This is a genomic window from Acinetobacter sp. WCHA45, from assembly GCF_002165255.2.
In the GTDB taxonomy this organism is placed as follows: domain Bacteria; phylum Pseudomonadota; class Gammaproteobacteria; order Pseudomonadales; family Moraxellaceae; genus Acinetobacter.
The window spans coordinates 1,216,938-1,232,306 of record NZ_CP028561.1; the positions used below are offsets into that span (position 1 = coordinate 1,216,938).

Annotated in this window: 13 protein-coding genes and 1 pseudogene; 13 read left to right on the forward strand and 1 reads right to left on the reverse strand. The window is 37.5% G+C overall.

The features are described from left to right. Window positions 1-247 precede the first annotated feature (247 nt). The 11 genes and pseudogenes from CDG55_RS07225 (at window position 248) to CDG55_RS07275 (ending at window position 11,504) form a co-directional block, all read left to right on the forward strand. Window positions 248-1,255 carry a quinone-dependent dihydroorotate dehydrogenase gene (locus tag CDG55_RS07225; protein WP_005215517.1) on the forward strand — a complete coding sequence of 336 codons (1,008 nt, stop codon included), beginning with the start codon at window positions 248-250 and terminating at the stop codon, window positions 1,253-1,255. A gap of 1 nt (window position 1,256) precedes the next feature. Next, window positions 1,257-1,850 carry a CvpA family protein gene (locus tag CDG55_RS07230; protein WP_087536878.1) on the forward strand — a complete coding sequence of 198 codons (594 nt, stop codon included), beginning with the start codon at window positions 1,257-1,259 and terminating at the stop codon, window positions 1,848-1,850. Between the two features lie 40 nt (window positions 1,851-1,890). Then, window positions 1,891-3,429 (forward strand): amidophosphoribosyltransferase, encoded by a 1,539-nt coding sequence (gene purF / locus CDG55_RS07235; protein WP_087536879.1) that lies wholly within the window; start codon window positions 1,891-1,893, stop codon window positions 3,427-3,429. A 103-nt stretch (window positions 3,430-3,532) separates the two neighbouring features. Further along, window positions 3,533-5,422 carry a M48 family metalloprotease gene (locus tag CDG55_RS07240; RefSeq protein ID WP_171287513.1) on the forward strand — a complete coding sequence of 630 codons (1,890 nt, stop codon included), beginning with the start codon at window positions 3,533-3,535 and terminating at the stop codon, window positions 5,420-5,422. A 129-nt stretch (window positions 5,423-5,551) separates the two neighbouring features. Then, window positions 5,552-6,352 carry an undecaprenyl-diphosphate phosphatase gene (locus tag CDG55_RS07245; protein WP_005160682.1) on the forward strand — a complete coding sequence of 267 codons (801 nt, stop codon included), beginning with the start codon at window positions 5,552-5,554 and terminating at the stop codon, window positions 6,350-6,352. A gap of 105 nt (window positions 6,353-6,457) precedes the next feature. Further along, window positions 6,458-7,255, forward strand: coding sequence for a PaaX family transcriptional regulator C-terminal domain-containing protein (locus tag CDG55_RS07250; protein ID WP_087536881.1), 798 nt, complete (start codon window positions 6,458-6,460; stop codon window positions 7,253-7,255). Between the two features lie 107 nt (window positions 7,256-7,362). Then, window positions 7,363-8,346 (forward strand): fatty acid desaturase family protein, encoded by a 984-nt coding sequence (locus CDG55_RS07255; RefSeq protein WP_087536882.1) that lies wholly within the window; start codon window positions 7,363-7,365, stop codon window positions 8,344-8,346. 62 nt (window positions 8,347-8,408) lie between these two features. Then, the gene (locus CDG55_RS07260) at window positions 8,409-8,831 is read left to right on the forward strand and encodes a PaaI family thioesterase (RefSeq protein WP_087536883.1); all 423 of its coding nucleotides are present in this window, start codon (window positions 8,409-8,411) and stop codon (window positions 8,829-8,831) included. A gap of 66 nt (window positions 8,832-8,897) precedes the next feature. After that, window positions 8,898-9,417, forward strand: a pseudogene (locus tag CDG55_RS07265) (putative solute-binding protein); the annotation flags it as partial. 173 nt (window positions 9,418-9,590) lie between these two features. Beyond that, window positions 9,591-10,367, forward strand: a complete 777-nt coding sequence (locus CDG55_RS07270; protein ID WP_087536884.1) for a tellurium resistance protein — start codon at window positions 9,591-9,593, stop codon at window positions 10,365-10,367. A gap of 12 nt (window positions 10,368-10,379) precedes the next feature. After that, entirely contained in the window at window positions 10,380-11,504 is a 1,125-nt protein-coding gene (locus tag CDG55_RS07275) for a toxic anion resistance protein (protein WP_087536885.1), read from the forward strand. A 110-nt stretch (window positions 11,505-11,614) separates the two neighbouring features. Here the strand turns inward: CDG55_RS07275 and CDG55_RS07280 are convergent. Beyond that, window positions 11,615-12,705, reverse strand: a protein-coding gene (locus CDG55_RS07280; RefSeq protein ID WP_111313932.1) for an IS4-like element ISAba33 family transposase whose coding sequence is annotated in 2 segments (ribosomal slippage) — window positions 11,615-12,165 and window positions 12,165-12,705 — 1,092 coding nt in all. Because the reading frame shifts where the segments join, the coding sequence is not laid out codon by codon here. Between the two features lie 41 nt (window positions 12,706-12,746). Between CDG55_RS07280 and CDG55_RS07285 the strand changes: the two genes are divergently transcribed. Together CDG55_RS07285 and ahpF are read left to right on the forward strand one after the other, a co-directional pair. Further along, window positions 12,747-13,637 (forward strand): hypothetical protein, encoded by an 891-nt coding sequence (locus CDG55_RS07285; RefSeq protein ID WP_087537537.1) that lies wholly within the window; start codon window positions 12,747-12,749, stop codon window positions 13,635-13,637. A gap of 127 nt (window positions 13,638-13,764) precedes the next feature. Further along, the gene (ahpF, locus tag CDG55_RS07290; RefSeq protein ID WP_111313916.1) at window positions 13,765-15,330 is read left to right on the forward strand and encodes an alkyl hydroperoxide reductase subunit F; all 1,566 of its coding nucleotides are present in this window, start codon (window positions 13,765-13,767) and stop codon (window positions 15,328-15,330) included. Window positions 15,331-15,369: the final 39 nt, after the last annotated feature.

Here is a 15,369-nt window from a genome sequence, read left to right on the forward strand (position 1 = left end):
TTGGTAAGTGCTTCTTCTGTAATCCGCAATAATGTCAAACATTCCAATGCACTAGGTTGTGAATGCTAAACTTCTGCAAAATCCCAAACAGAGACTAAGATTAAAAATCTGAATAAAACCAGAAAATTGTTTAATCAAGAAGCACTAAAGCAAAGACTCTACAAAATAAGCCTATGTCAAGCATGGTGTTTTGTTGAGCCTATGCCTATAATACGGCTACTTGAAAAATCAGTAGACTGTGATTGGTATGTTATATTCATTGGCTCGCCCTTTGTTGTTTACTTTGGCACCAGAGCGTGCACATGAACTCACACTTTCTATGCTCGATACAGCGCATAAATTTGGATTGATGCATCAGAAAACTGCACATAAACCAGTAAGCTGTATGGGTATCGAGTTTCCAAACCCTGTTGGTCTTGCTGCTGGTTTAGATAAAAATGGTGCGCACATTGATGCTCTAGCTGCTTTAGGTTTCGGTTTTATTGAAATCGGTACCATTACACCACGTCCACAAGCAGGTAATCCTCAACCACGTTTATTTCGTATTCCAGAAGCGAAAGCAATCATCAATCGCATGGGATTCAATAATGACGGTGTTGATCAACTGATTGAAAATGTTAAAGCTGCTAAGTTTAAAGGCGTTTTAGGAATTAACATTGGTAAAAATGCAGATACTGCCGTTGAAGATGCGGTTTCTGATTATTTGATTTGTTTAGAAAAAGTTTATAACTACGCATCATATATTACAGTTAATATTTCTTCACCGAATACAAAGAATTTACGTAGTTTACAAAGTGGCGATGCACTTACAGAGCTATTACAAACTTTGAAACAACGTCAACTAGAACTTGCTAAAGAAAATAATCATTATGTTCCTTTAGTACTCAAAGTAGCGCCAGATTTAACGCCTGAAGATATTACATTTATCGCTAAACAATTATTGAAATTTAAGATTGATGGCTTAATTGTTACCAATACAACATTAGGGCGAGACGGTGTTGAAAATCTGCCAAATGGTAATGAGGCAGGTGGTTTGTCGGGCGCACCCGTTTTTGAAAAAAGCACCGAATGTTTACGTCAGTTCGCCGATGTTTTAGATGGAAAAATTCCTTTAATTGGTGTCGGGGGAATTGTTTCAGGTGAGCAGGCCGTAGCAAAACAAGAGGCGGGCGCGAGTCTCGTTCAAGTATACAGTGGCCTTATTTATACAGGCCCAACACTAGTAAAAGATTGTGTTAACGCGATGACTGTGTGACATGAACACACTTGATATCATCATCCTGATCATCTTGCTCATTGGAGGGCTGAACGGTTTGCGTCAAGGATTTATTAAAGCCTTTGCGAACTTGATCGGGTGGATATTCGCATTGGTCATTGGGGCTAAATATGCAGTCATTTGGGCACCTGCGATGAGCAGTCTAAGCCAAGACCCAGTTGTGCAAAAAATTGCTGCTTTTGCTTTTATTGTATTAGTCATCGTGATTTGCACGTGGGTGATTACCGCATTCCTGAATGGGCTCTTGAAAAGTTTAAAATTGGGCCCATTAAATCGTCTAGCAGGCGGTGCATTTGGTTCACTAAAAGGTTTATTAATTGTCTTGATTGCGATGCAGGGTGTCGGTCCTTGGGTGAATAGTTCACCACATTGGAAACAATCAAAATTTGTACAGATCTTATTGCCATACGCGCCATTAGCGACTGAAATATCAAAAGATGCTGCAAATGAAGCGATACATCAAATGACATCTGAAGGTGCGTTATTACATCGCCCTTCGACTGAAATGGAGGAGTCAGAACGCGCTTCAGTAGATCAACGTTCTGATCATTCAACGAAAAATCCTTTTTATTAATTGGGGTTAAACCCCGTTCCTAGCTTGTCGAGAGGTTGCTATGTGTGGAGTTGTTGGGATTGCCGGTAAATCGCCAGTAAACCAAATGTTATTTGATGCCTTGACGATGTTACAACATCGAGGACAAGATGCAGCAGGGATTGTAACTTGCCATCAAGGGCGTTTATTCCTCCGCAAAGATAATGGTATGGTGCGTGATGTATTCCATACCCGTCACATGCGTGCTTTGCTTGGTAACTATGGGATAGGACATGTTCGTTATCCAACAGCAGGTTCATCAAGTAGTGCTGAAGCACAGCCGTTTTATGTAAACTCTCCATATGGTATTACCCTTGCACACAATGGTAACTTGACCAACGCCGCAGAAATTCATGATGATCTGTTTAAAACAGATTTACGTCACATGAATACTGATTCTGATTCTGAAGTTTTACTCAACGTGTTTGCACATGAGTTACAGAAGATCGGTACACTCAACCCAACGCCAGAAAATATCTTCCACACCGTATCTCGTGTTCATGAGCGTTGTAAAGGTGCTTATGGGGTTGTTGCGATGATCACAGGTCATGGGCTTGTTGGTTTTCGTGATCCAAACGGGATTCGTCCTTTGGTTTATGGTTCTCGTGAAACTGAGCAAGGCACTGAATATATCATTGCCTCTGAATCCGTTGCGATTACAGCGCTAGGTTTTAAAGTTGAGCGTGATATTGCACCAGGTGAGGCAATTTTCATTAATTCAAATGGTGAATTGTTTACCAAACAATGTGCAGTAAATCCTGAATATCGTCCATGTATTTTTGAATATGTGTACTTTGCTCGCCCAGATGCCACAATTGATGGCATCTCAGTTTATAAAGCTCGTTTAAAAATGGGTGAAAAGCTGGCTTATAAAATTTTGAAGGAATGGGGTAAAGAGCACGATATTGATGTGGTCATTCCAATTCCAGATACTAGCCGTACTTCAGCATTAGAATTGGCTAATATTTTGGGCGTGAAATTCCGTGAAGGTTTTATGAAAAACCGTTACATCGGACGTACCTTCATTATGCCAGGTCAACAGCAGCGCAAAAAATCAGTTCGTCAAAAGCTAAACCCAGTTGAGCTTGAATTTAAAGATAAAAATGTACTGTTAGTGGATGACTCGATTGTACGTGGTACAACGTGTAATGAGATTATTCAAATGGCACGTGATTCTGGCGCGAAGAAAGTATTCTTTGCTTCGGCTGCACCTATGGTGAAATATCCAAACGTGTATGGTATCGATATGCCAGCAAAATCTGAATTAATTGCTTCAGATCGTACAGTTGAAGAAATTCGTGAGATTATTGGTGCAGATCGTTTAGTTTTCCAAGATTTGGAAGATTTAAAGAACGCAGTGCGTACCAGCAAAGTACCTAATTTAAGAGAATTCGAATGTTCAGTATTTGACGGGATCTATGTGGCTGGTGGGATTGATAATGACTATCTGATTAATCTCGAGCAGAAACGTAATGATTCAGCAAAAAAGAAAGCAGATGGTTATATTGATGTAAATATCGATGCTTCTTCTGTTGATTTAACAGGTATTAAAGAAGAGTAATCATTTAAATCTATAGAAAAGCGGGAAATTCCCGCTTTTTTATTTTATGATACTTAAGGTTTCGAAGCCTCTAAGATCAACAATGTAATCAGGAAAATTTACATTGAAAGAAATGAGCCATTATTTAATTGAAAATAAAAATATTGCATGGTCGGTAAGTTTTTGCTTGCTCGCTATGTTGTCGACAGTTTTTATTCTCAATTTGATTTTGGGGTTAGTCGTTCATTTCTTTGACTACACTCAAGCCATTTGGTGGCATGTTCTTAGTCCATATTTTATCTTTCTTTTATTCTTCGTTATGGTTTGGTCGGTTGGTGCTGAACTGTATGTCTTACGTGAAGGCGGCCATTCACTCGCAAAACAACTTAAAGCTAGACGCCTTGTTTTTGATGAGAGTACGCCCGAAGAAAGCACAGCATTAAAAGTCGTAGAGCAAGTTGCTCAAAGTTTTGCGATCGATACCCCCGCTGTTTATGTGCTCCCAGATGAAGTTGGTGTGAATGCCTTAACCGCAGGCTTCAGATCTCAAGACATCGTAATTATTTTAACGTGGGGTGCTCTACAAAATTTGGATGAGCTAGAGCTATATGGCTTATTAAGTTATGAATTCAACCAGATTTTATCAGGCGAAGCAGTCGAAAATACCAAATTAAAAATTTTATACAGTGGTTTAACCACCTTTAGTCAATGGGGGAGTAAATTAGCTCAAGCAGGCTACAATCCTTATGCAACGTCTTATCGAAACAAATTCGAAACTATTTTTGTTGCGATTGGTGGAGTGATTTGGCTGATTGGTAGTTTAGGCATCTTAATAACGCGTTTAATTAAATATTTGACCTTAAGTGGGCGAACCTTTCGTAATGACCTGAAAACTATGCGTTTGATGAATAATAATGCCAATATTCAAACCTTGTTACGTATCTATGTCCACCATTCAGGGTCGCAAATTCATAGTGCTTATTCAGAATCGATTTCACATATGTGTTTCGCAAATTCTCTTAGTCCGCAAAGTTGGATGAATATTCATCCAAGTATCAAAGATCGAATTTATGAACTAAATCCTACTTTGCTACAGGATTTGCAATTAGAAAATTTAAAAAAGTTACGCAATCGTCCTTTATTCAGTCTGTTTCGTTCTTTGGAAGAGGAAATGACAGATATGACATTACCTTGGAGTTCTCCACAGCCTTTACCTTTATTACGTTTATCACCGATCAGTTTTGCCTTAAATGATGCAATTAAGCCTTTAAACTCTGAAATGCGGAAGAATAAAAAGCGCCCAGAATTGATACAAAGAGCGATGCAAACGGCGACAGGTTCAAGGGAAGTGATGGTTGCGATTCTAATGATTCGTCAATATCGTGAATTCATTCCTCAAGAAGCCGCTGTAAGTCATGCAATTGTAGACTCTTTATTGAATTTAGATGGTCGTATTCATGTTCAAATCTTCCATGATGCCTGTAAGAATATTGGGCATATGCCGACAAGTATTGCTCGTCAATTTTTGACTAAATTGGCTTGTATTATTCAAGAAGACGGTGAAGTGGGTTTGCTTGATGCTTTATTGTTGGAGAGAGTAAAGCGTGAACTTAATCTTATGCCTGCACATTTACCAACATCATTTGAAGATGTGAAAGCACAAATTGTGCATTTAATTGATGCTTTATTGCATGTACAACAAATTAACAGTCCAAATCAGCTTGAGGTGCGTGAGCGAATTTTTCAGCAGATTTTAGCACCTGAAGAAATGCAGATTTATGCAGATATTTCTGATGAACCACTTGATTTAGCAGAAATTTTAAATGATGTTTCAGGCTTATTATTACGTGATCGCCTCAATATTTTAGCAATTGCAGAGCGATGTTTATGGAGCGATCGTATCATCACGCAAGATGAATTAGATGTTTTAGAGTTGCTTTATTGGCGTTTAGGATTCGATACACGTGAAGTTGTTGAACAAATGCAAAAGAAAAATAGTTTGATGATTATTTAATAATAAACTCGTATTAGAGCTAGAAAGATCAAGCTTAAAACGTTACGTGACAATCACATAAAATGATTTAATTTCAAGGTAAGCTTGCCCTTTATTTTAATCTTGAATTACGCATTTTTTGAGTAAGTTATGCAACATATTGAAATTTTAAAGGCTTTATTTTTAGGGTTTATTGAGGGTTTGACCGAGTTTTTACCGATTTCAAGTACGGGTCATTTAATTTTATTTGGTCACATGATCGACTTCCATTCTGACGATGGGCGTGTATTTGAAGTTGTCATTCAGCTTGGTGCAATTTTGGCTGTTTGTTGGTTATACCGACAAAAGATTTTTGATTTGGTTAAAGGTTTTTTTAGTGGTGATTCAGAAGCGCGTCATTTTGCTTTTAGCGTTTTAATTGCTTTTTTTCCTGCTGTCGTGATTGGTATTTTTGCAGTCGATTTTATTAAAAGTGTTCTATTTAGTCCACTTGTGGTCGCAATCGCACTGATTGTTGGTGGTCTGATTATTTTCTGGGTTGAATCCAAGAATTTTGATCATAAAACAACTGAAGCGACAAAAATTACTTACAAGCAAGCTTTTTTAGTCGGTTGTGCACAATGCGTTGCGATGATTCCAGGGACTTCTCGTTCTGGTGCTACCATTGTGGGAGGAATGTTCTCAGGTTTGTCTCGTAAAGCGGCAACAGAATTTTCTTTCTTTCTCGCGATGCCAACGATGTTGGGGGCTGCAACTTTTGATCTTATTCGTAATGCAGATGTATTGACACAAGATAATATGTTGAATATCGGGGTTGGTTTTGTTGCTGCTTTTATTTCGGCATTATTGGTGGTGAGCGCATTAGTTAAATTTGTTGAACGCCACACTTTACGCGTATTTGCTTGGTATCGGATTGTACTGGGTATAATTTTATTATTTGTTTTTCTATAAAAATAAAATCTCCCTTTTAGAAAAATTACTAAAAGGGAGAGATTCTAAGTTAAAATTCTTATTCTTTATTTCTTTTTTCATGTTTAGAACTGGTTCGATTGTAAGATGACAATAGCTAAAATGAATGCCCGAGATTTAATCATTGATTTACTTTTAGGGCTACAAGGTCGTGAGATCTCGATTAAACAAATTATTATCGCAGCGAAGCTTTTTGAGATTAGCGAAAATAGTATTCGTGTCGCAGTAACCCGATTATCTAGTGATGGGGTGATTGAGGCGATTGAGCGGGGTATATATCAATTTACGGCTAAATCACATGAATGGGCCGATGTGATGTTGAACCGTAAAAACGGAATTAAACAAACAAAACAATGGGATCACCAATACTTAGCTGTCTTTACGGGGGAATTAGGGCGGGTTGATCGTACAGCTTTAAAGCGCCGAGAACGCGCATTAAAGCACTTCGGTTTTAAAGAATTAGAACAAGGTATTTATATTCGCCCTGATAATTTAGCCATTTCTTTTAAAGAGGTATTTTTGGCATTACAAGCTTCTGGCTTAGAAAAAAGCGCCAAAATTTGCCAAATTAATCATTTCGACACCACAACATTAAATAAAATTCCGAAGCTTTGGCCCACTCAAACACTTAACCAAAACTATAAAAAATATAGTCAAATGATTCAAAAGTGGTTGGAGACAGTTGAGCAATTAAGTTTAGATATTGCTGCTAAAGAATCGCTATTGCTTGGTCGGCAGACCATTTCTTTGCTGATGAATGATCCATTATTGCCTGAGGATTTTGTTGATGTTCATTTACGTGATCAATTTGCGTTAAGTGTTCAGCAATTGGATCAGACTGGACTGGAATTGTGGCAACGATTCTATGAAATTAGTTTAGTATAAATATTACTGAAAAATTAATTTTAATGTATTGACAGAAATATTACTTAATCTAAAATAAAAAATATATTTATGTATCTATAGAAATAAAAAAATTGTAGGGTAGGGATATGAATACACGTACATCAATAAGTGATTTGTTCACAAGAGAAGAAATCACAGAATTGACAACAAAGTCAGATTTACACGGTAGTTGGGCTGTTTTATCAACTTGGGCAGTCATTGGTGGAACCTTCGCTGCAGTTGCCAGTACATGGGAGTATTTACCTGTCTGGGGCAAATTACTGATGTGTATAGCTGCATTGGTAATATTAGCGGGTCGTCAACTTGCACTTGCAATCATTATGCACGATGCTTCACACCAAAGCTTGTTTAAAACCAAATGGCTGAATGATATTGCCACTGATTGGCTTTGTGCTCGCCCAATCTGGAATGATTTAAAGAAATATCGTGCCCATCATTTACGCCATCACAGTAAAACTTCTACCGTAGAGGATCCTGATCTCTCTTTGGTAGAGGGTTTTCCAACTTCGAAGAAATCGTTAATGCGTAAGTTTTTACGTGATGTTTCTGGAATAACAGGATTAAAATTCGCACTTGGACGAGTGCTTATGGATGTTGAGAAAATGGAGTGGACGGTATCTAACGACCGTCGTTGGATTTCTCAAGAGGGACGCCATTGGGTCGACTATCCAAAAGCATTTCTAAAAAATAGTGGTGGTGCAATAGCAACAAATGCTGCTTTGTTTTCAATATTATGGGCAGCCGGTCATCCTAAATTGTATGCGCTTTGGATATTGGCATATTTAACACCATTTCCATTATTTTTACGTGTTCGTTCGATGGCAGAACATGCAGGTATGCCAACCAGTAATAGTGCATTAACCAATACACGGTCTACAAAAGCAGGTTATATTGCTCGTGCTTTAGTTGCACCTATCCATGTCAATTTCCATAAAGAACATCACTTAATGGCAACAGTTCCATATTTTAAGTTACCTAAAATGCACCAGATGTTATTAGAGCGTGGGCATGTTCCTGAGCCTCCTAGTTACTGGCAAGTCTTAAATGAACTTTCAGATCAAGCTGATTAAATGTTTGTTTATAGTTTTAGTCATAATTTAAAAATAATCTAAGTCATTTGGGATGTATTGTTATGGCACTTAGTAAGCATGAAATTACTCGTTTTTTGGCACAGGAATTTCCTCAAGCACTCGAAAAAACTAGTATTGAAGAGATTAGCCCTAAAGGGGCACAGTTACTTTATAAAATCGATCAGAACGATTTACGTCCAGGTCAAACTGTATCAGGTCCAACCTTGATGTTGGTGGCTGATTTCGCGCTATATGTTGCGATTATGGGACATTTAGGTCTAATTGCTATGGCTGTTACAACCAACATGACCATTAATTTTTTTCGTAAACCGAATGGAAATCAAAATATTAAAGCTGAATGTAAATTAATCAAAGTTGGTAAAACATTAGTTACAGGTGAAGTGTGGTTATATTCTTTGGATGATGAAGAACCAGTTGCGCATGTGATTGGAACATATGCGCTTCCACCACGAAAAGCTCAGTAATTATTTGACTAATTAGAATTGTTTAAAACGGTCTTGTTTAGAGAGTAATTGACTGTAAATTCCTAAGATTTGAAACTTGGACAATGTGATGGTGCGATTATTAGTGGTTTGCGTGGTCGCCAATTCAATAAATATGTAGCATCATTGGATGCAATTGGTGCATGAACAGACTTAAAAACAGCAATACTTGCCTATCAATGATTGTTGCTTATAAACCCTTTGAACTCTATAAAGGTTTGGGGGATAAAGGTGGAATCGTAAAATTTCCATTAACACAAATTTCAGCAAATTTTATTATTCCAAAGGATAAGTTTCCTGAAGGATTTGGGCAAAAGTCTCGTGAATGGGTAGCGGGTCAACTTGGTCGTACATTTAATATCATCGTAAAATATGAAAAAGAAATTTCTGAAAAATATTGGATGAACATTCCCCCGAAGAACAGCTTAATTATATGAAAATGATGCGCGAAGCTCGTATTTTTTTAACCAAAGCAGGTATTTATGATCCTAAAATGATGAACTTTCTGAAAAAAGTGCGTTGTAAGCAAAATCCAAATAGTTTTGAATACGCTCTGAATGATGAATAAAGCATCGTTTACAATTCTGAAAACCTCTTTATTCATTGTAATTAAGAGGTTTTTTATTCATTCCAAAATGTTAAATTTTAAAAAACATAACAACATTTAAGTATGCGAAAGAGTAAGAACATGCTAAAACTAATTATGTTCAAATTTATTTGTTCTTACTATACTCGGCTAATATGACGCAATCGTTCGACTTCATACCTTTATCGCAAATTGAATCAAATCAAGAACATATTTTAGCGATTAAACGTAATGATTTACTTCCTCTACTCAATGATCCACATCGTTTGAATCATTATGCAGATCATTTAGTTCAAGCTCAAAGTGTATTACTGAATGGTGTTGACCCTAGATTGAATCAGCAATTGAGTGAAGTGATTACCCAGATTATTCAGCAACTTTCAATTTCCAAAAAACATTTAGGTGGTCGTCGTTTTAACGCGTTGCAAAAATGGTTAGGTATAGATGTTGAATACGATGCTGGTCAAGTAAAGTTTGTCAAAGATCTTGAGCATTTAATCAATGAAGCAAATCATTTAAGTCAGCGCTTACAGATCGAAATCCAAAAATCGCAATCACGACTACAGCAAGCTTTAGGTTTGAGAGAACAGATGGCCGCTTATATCCGCGCCGCTGATGAATTTTTAATAGAATATCCTCAATTTACTCAACAGCAAAAGCTTGACCATTTTGTTGAACGGCTCTCAAAAAAAATAAACACCTTACACACCTTACAAACGAGTAATGATATTGCGATGAAACAAATGCAGTTATCACAAGAGTTATCTTTTGGCTTGCTAGATCGATTTAAAGAAGCACAACAGGTTTTGATTCCTGCATGGCAATATCACGTTAAACAAAGTACAGCATCGACTTCAACAAATACACTTGATCAGCTTGATAAAAGTCGAGAAGATTTAATTAGAAATTTGAAAAAATCATTACAGAAATAAGAGGGAAAAAAGATGTCAGATTCAGAACTTAGCAAATTATCTCATGAGCTTGAAGTAAAGCCTGAGCAACGTTTTGAACAGTTGAATTTAAAAGATTTAGGATTGCAACCACATGATCTTGCAGAAGTAATGGATGCACATAAAGAATTGGCAGATATCAGTACCACAGTGGTAGCTGAATATGGCAAAAATATTGCCAGTAAAACTTCAACTTATACTGATGAACTGTTAAATCTGGTTCAGAATAAAGATTTGGATACGACTGGACAAAAACTTAATGAGGTCGTGCAAGTCGCACAGCAATTGAATACTTCAAGTATTTTGAATAAATCAAAAAGCTCTGGGTTTTTTGGCGGTTTACTGAGTAAGTTTAAAAATGCTAAACAAAATTTTGATCAGCATTTTAATACCACCAAAGAGCAGATTGATGTATTGCTTAAAGAAATTGAAAGTTCTCAATCAGGGTTGAAAGCTCGGGTTGGAACCTTAGATAAAATGTTTGATGCGGTACAGGATGAATATAAACAGCTTGGAGTTTATATTGCTGCAGGGCAATTAAAACAGCAGGATATTCAGCAACAGATCTCAATTCTCACATCAAAAGAGCAGGATCAACAAACGACGCAACAGATTTATGATCTTAATCATTTGGCGAATAATCTTGAAAAAAGAGTCAGTGATTTGCAGGTTTTACAACAATCTGCAATGCAGACTCTGCCGATGATTCGGATCATCCAGTCGAATAATTTAATGTTGGTAGATAAGTTCTATGCCATTAAGAACATTACGCTACCTGCATGGAAAAATCAGATTAGTTTGGCGATTTCATTACAAGAGCAAAAGAATAGTGTCCAGTTAGCAAAAGCGATTGATGACACAACGAATGAATTATTACGCCGTAATGCTGAATTATTGCATCAAAACTCAGTCGATACTGCGAAAGCGAATCAACGTTCAGTGATTGATGTAGAAACACTTGAACATGTACAAAACACCCTCATTAAAACAGTAAATGATGTGATTCAGATCCAGAAAGAAGGGATGCAAAAGCGTGCGGAAGCGACAACACGTTTACGTGCTTTGCAAGAGAACTTAAATCATTTAGTGCTTGAGCATAGCCAGCCACCTAAATCTTGATATTGTTAATTTTTGAAGGAAAAATCATTGTCACCCATAAACGATTTTAGTGTACAACCGATTGACCAACGTTTAGATGCATTAAAAAAACGCTCTGTACACGACAAATTTCATAGGGCCCTTGTCCTATCAGGCTTTTTCTTTCTTAAAATTGCGAGCACTTTCTTAAATTCTTCTTTTTTTCCAAAACCAATCAAACGTAGAATAGCCATTTGAACATAGTCCAAACCGTAGCGAAATAAACTTACTGAAAGTCGTCCATGCTTCTTTATTTTTATCGCTTTTTTTCGATCATGTTGCCATTCACCTGTTAAATAGCACCAACAGAAACCGATAGCTAGCACTGCTATCAATTTCTTGACTCGTCCAGGGTCTGTTAAACGAGTATTTTCAAGATTGAATCCACGTCCTTTGAGACAACTAAATAAGGTTTCGATTTCCCAGCGTAATGCATAATCACGAATAGCAGAAGCATTAAACATAGGAGAAACAACAAGTAAAAGTTCCCCATCTTCTAATCGTAGCGCACTAATATACAGTTTCACTCGACCAACCCAAATACGTCGTTTACGACATTCAGTTTGACCAACTTGAAGATGACGAAATAAATCACTAATTTTATGATTCCTGGCTAAGTGATTGGTCACAATAAAGTTTTTTTAACACGTATACAGAAGTTGATGTCATTTTCAATTAACCATGTAAACCATTTCTCACCGATAAATTCTCTGTCTGCGAACACATTCACAATACGGTCTTTACCAAAAATAGAGATAAAGCGTTGAATCAAAGCAATACGCTCTTTTGTATCTGAATTTCCACGTTTATTGAGCAATGTCCAAACAATAGGTATCGCTATTCCACGATAGACGATGGCTAACATCAAGATATTGATATCTCGTTTTCCCCATTTCCAGTTGGTTCTATCCAAAGTTAATTGGACTTTATCGAATGAAAATATATTGAAAATTAACTGAGAAATTTGACGATAATCAAAATACTGACCTGCAAAGAAGCGTTGTATACGTCGATAAAATGATTGTGGTAAGCACTTGATGGGTAAGGCTTTAGATGCAGAAGAAAGATTACATGTCTGTTTTACAATTAATGCAATCATAATCAGTGTAAAACATTTTACATGTGACTTGTTCCACTTTAGATATTTGTTTAAGATGAGATGTAACTCATTGAAATGTGTCATCATATTCGTCGTCAGAAAACAAGTATTATGCCATTATTTCAATGAGTTATCTTTTTTGTCGTGTACAAAGAAAAAAACGTCAACGTCATTTAATGATCTGGTTCGTTTTAGCCTGTACATTGGTCGTTATTACAGTTGCATCGTTATTTTTGCAAAAAGAATTTATCTATCGGTTCTTTGATCTTTCCACGCATGTTCAGGCATTAGATTTGCCTTATCATGTTCAAGAATTGGTGCCATTTAAACAACCAGTCGATTATTTTTTTAATTTATTATCATGGTTTGGTTGGTTGTTTCTAAAAATTTTGGTTTCGTTTATTGGGGCATTTTTACTGCTCAGTTGGATGAAGAAATTTAAGTTTTTTCAACAACGTTTCCAAGCATGGACACAGCGTATTCTGGCTTGGATTATTGCCTTTATTTTGCTTTGGTCCAGTCTGAGCTACATTCAATACGATTGGAAAGATGAAACCAAACAGGCTTATCAACAATGGATGAGCTATCAAAATAATATTGTTGAAAGTCAAATTGCTCAAGATTTACAGCAGGCCAACATTTCATCGACTGAAAAAGCCTATGTGTTGGCACAAGTAGCTTTATTGCATCAGCCTATCGATCGTAAAACTGCCAATGTCTACGTGAATCAATTGATTGTCGCTGAGAAGAATAACCCGATTCAGTTTAAACAATATGATTTTAAGCCTGAACAGTTATGGGTTATGCAGCAGCAGCTCTACGGTAAGAGTATCACCTCAATTACTCAGCCCTTAGATCTGCGTGCACAACAAGCCGAACGTATTTCTCAGATTGTGAATGTAATTTTATGGGGCTTGATTGTGTTGGTTGTTGCTTTAAGCACTATTTTGTATGTACTCGCTAAGCAATTGAAAAATCGCCATATGCGCATTAATCAAAAGCTTGATGTCTCTTAAATCTTAATTCGGTTTATCCGATTAAATTTATAAAAACATACTGTTTTACCTATTTATTAGTTTTGCGTACTATAGCTTCATCGAATGAATTTAGCTGACTTGAACTGCTTAGAATTTGGAGAAATACATGTTAGATCAAAATATTAAAACTCAATTAAAAGCTTACTTAGAACGTTTAGAAAGTCCAATCGAGTTAGTTGCGGCTTTAGATGAATCAGACAAAGCTGCAAAAATCAAAGAACTCGTGACTGAAATTGCAGAACTTTCTGACCAAGTTACGGCGCGTTTTGACGGTTCAAACGCTCGCCGTCCGAGTTTCGGTGTAGCTAAAGCAGGTGAACAACCACGTGTGTTCTTTGCTGGTTTACCGATGGGACATGAGTTTACCTCTTTGATCTTGGCTTTATTACAAGTATCAGGTTACGCGCCTAAAGTCTCTGATGAAGTCTTGAACCAGATCAAAGGCTTAAATTTAAAAGCAAACTTTGATGTGTTTGTTTCATTGAGCTGCCATAACTGTCCAGATGTGGTTCAAGCACTCAACTTGATTGCAATCTATAACCCGAATGCAACGGCGACCATGATTGATGGTGGTTTCTTCCAAGAAGAAGTTGAAGAACGCAAAATCTTAGCTGTACCGATGGTGTTTCAAGACAATGAACATATTGGACAAGGTCGTATGACTTTGGAAGAAATCGTGGCGAAGCTAGATACCAACTCAGCTGAAAAAGATGCCGCAGCACTCAATGCCAAAGATGCTTTTGATGTATTGGTGATTGGTGGTGGTCCTGCAGGTGGTACAGCAGCGATTTATGCAGCACGTAAAGGGATCAAAACAGGTATCGTGGCTGAACGCTTTGGTGGTCAGGTCATGGATACTATGGACATTAAGAACTTCACCACGGTTCAAAAAACTGTAGGTCCGAAGTTTGCTCAAGATATGGAAGCCCATGTACGTGAGTACGGTGTGGATATCATGAATTTGCAACGTGTCAGCAAGATCACAGGTGCAGATCAAACAGCCAATGGTCTGGTTGAAGTTGAATTGGAAAATGGAGCTAAGCTTGAATCGAAAACCATTATTCTTTCAACAGGCGCACGTTGGAGAGAAATGAATGTACCGGGTGAAGCAGAATACCGTACCCGTGGTGTGGCGTACTGCCCACACTGTGATGGCCCATTATTCAAAGGCAAACGTGTTGCGGTGATTGGTGGCGGTAACTCGGGTGTAGAAGCAGCGATTGACCTTGCAGGAATTGTGGAGCATGTGACGTTGGTTGAGTTTGATACCAAGCTTCGTGCAGATCAAGTGTTGCAAGACAAATTAAACAACTTGCCAAATACCACTGTGATTTTGAATGCGCTCAGTACTGAAGTGGTCGGAGATGGTGCTCAAGTGACGGCATTGAAATACAAAGATCGTGCGACTGATGTTGAACATACAGTTGAGCTTGCAGGAATCTTTGTGCAGATTGGTTTATTACCAAACACAGATTTCTTGAAGAACAGTGCGGTTGAACTCAGCAATCGTGGTGAGATTGTGATCAATGATCGTAATGAAACCAATGTCAAAGGTGTATTTGCTGCGGGTGACTGTACCACCGTGCCTTACAAGCAAATCATCATCGCGACAGGTGAAGGTGCCAAAGCGTCTCTATCCGCTTTTGATTATATGATTCGCTCTGATGTGTAAATGATTTGATTAAAAAAGCCCCAATTGTTTGGGGCTTTT

What these genes read in the sequence shown, in the direction of transcription:
- ahpF (WP_111313916.1), top strand. Translation starts at nt 13,765, where the DNA reads ATGTTAGATCAAAATATTAAAACTCAATTAAAAGCTTACTTAGAACGT.
- CDG55_RS07225 (WP_005215517.1), top strand. Translation starts at nt 248, where the DNA reads ATGTTATATTCATTGGCTCGCCCTTTGTTGTTTACTTTGGCACCAGAG.
- purF (WP_087536879.1), top strand. Translation starts at nt 1,891, where the DNA reads ATGTGTGGAGTTGTTGGGATTGCCGGTAAATCGCCAGTAAACCAAATG.
- CDG55_RS07260 (WP_087536883.1), top strand. Translation starts at nt 8,409, where the DNA reads ATGGCACTTAGTAAGCATGAAATTACTCGTTTTTTGGCACAGGAATTT.
- CDG55_RS07270 (WP_087536884.1), top strand. Translation starts at nt 9,591, where the DNA reads ATGACGCAATCGTTCGACTTCATACCTTTATCGCAAATTGAATCAAAT.
- CDG55_RS07275 (WP_087536885.1), top strand. Translation starts at nt 10,380, where the DNA reads ATGTCAGATTCAGAACTTAGCAAATTATCTCATGAGCTTGAAGTAAAG.
- CDG55_RS07255 (WP_087536882.1), top strand. Translation starts at nt 7,363, where the DNA reads ATGAATACACGTACATCAATAAGTGATTTGTTCACAAGAGAAGAAATC.
- CDG55_RS07285 (WP_087537537.1), top strand. Translation starts at nt 12,747, where the DNA reads ATGAGTTATCTTTTTTGTCGTGTACAAAGAAAAAAACGTCAACGTCAT.
- CDG55_RS07245 (WP_005160682.1), top strand. Translation starts at nt 5,552, where the DNA reads ATGCAACATATTGAAATTTTAAAGGCTTTATTTTTAGGGTTTATTGAG.
- CDG55_RS07230 (WP_087536878.1), top strand. Translation starts at nt 1,257, where the DNA reads ATGAACACACTTGATATCATCATCCTGATCATCTTGCTCATTGGAGGG.
- CDG55_RS07250 (WP_087536881.1), top strand. Translation starts at nt 6,458, where the DNA reads ATGACAATAGCTAAAATGAATGCCCGAGATTTAATCATTGATTTACTT.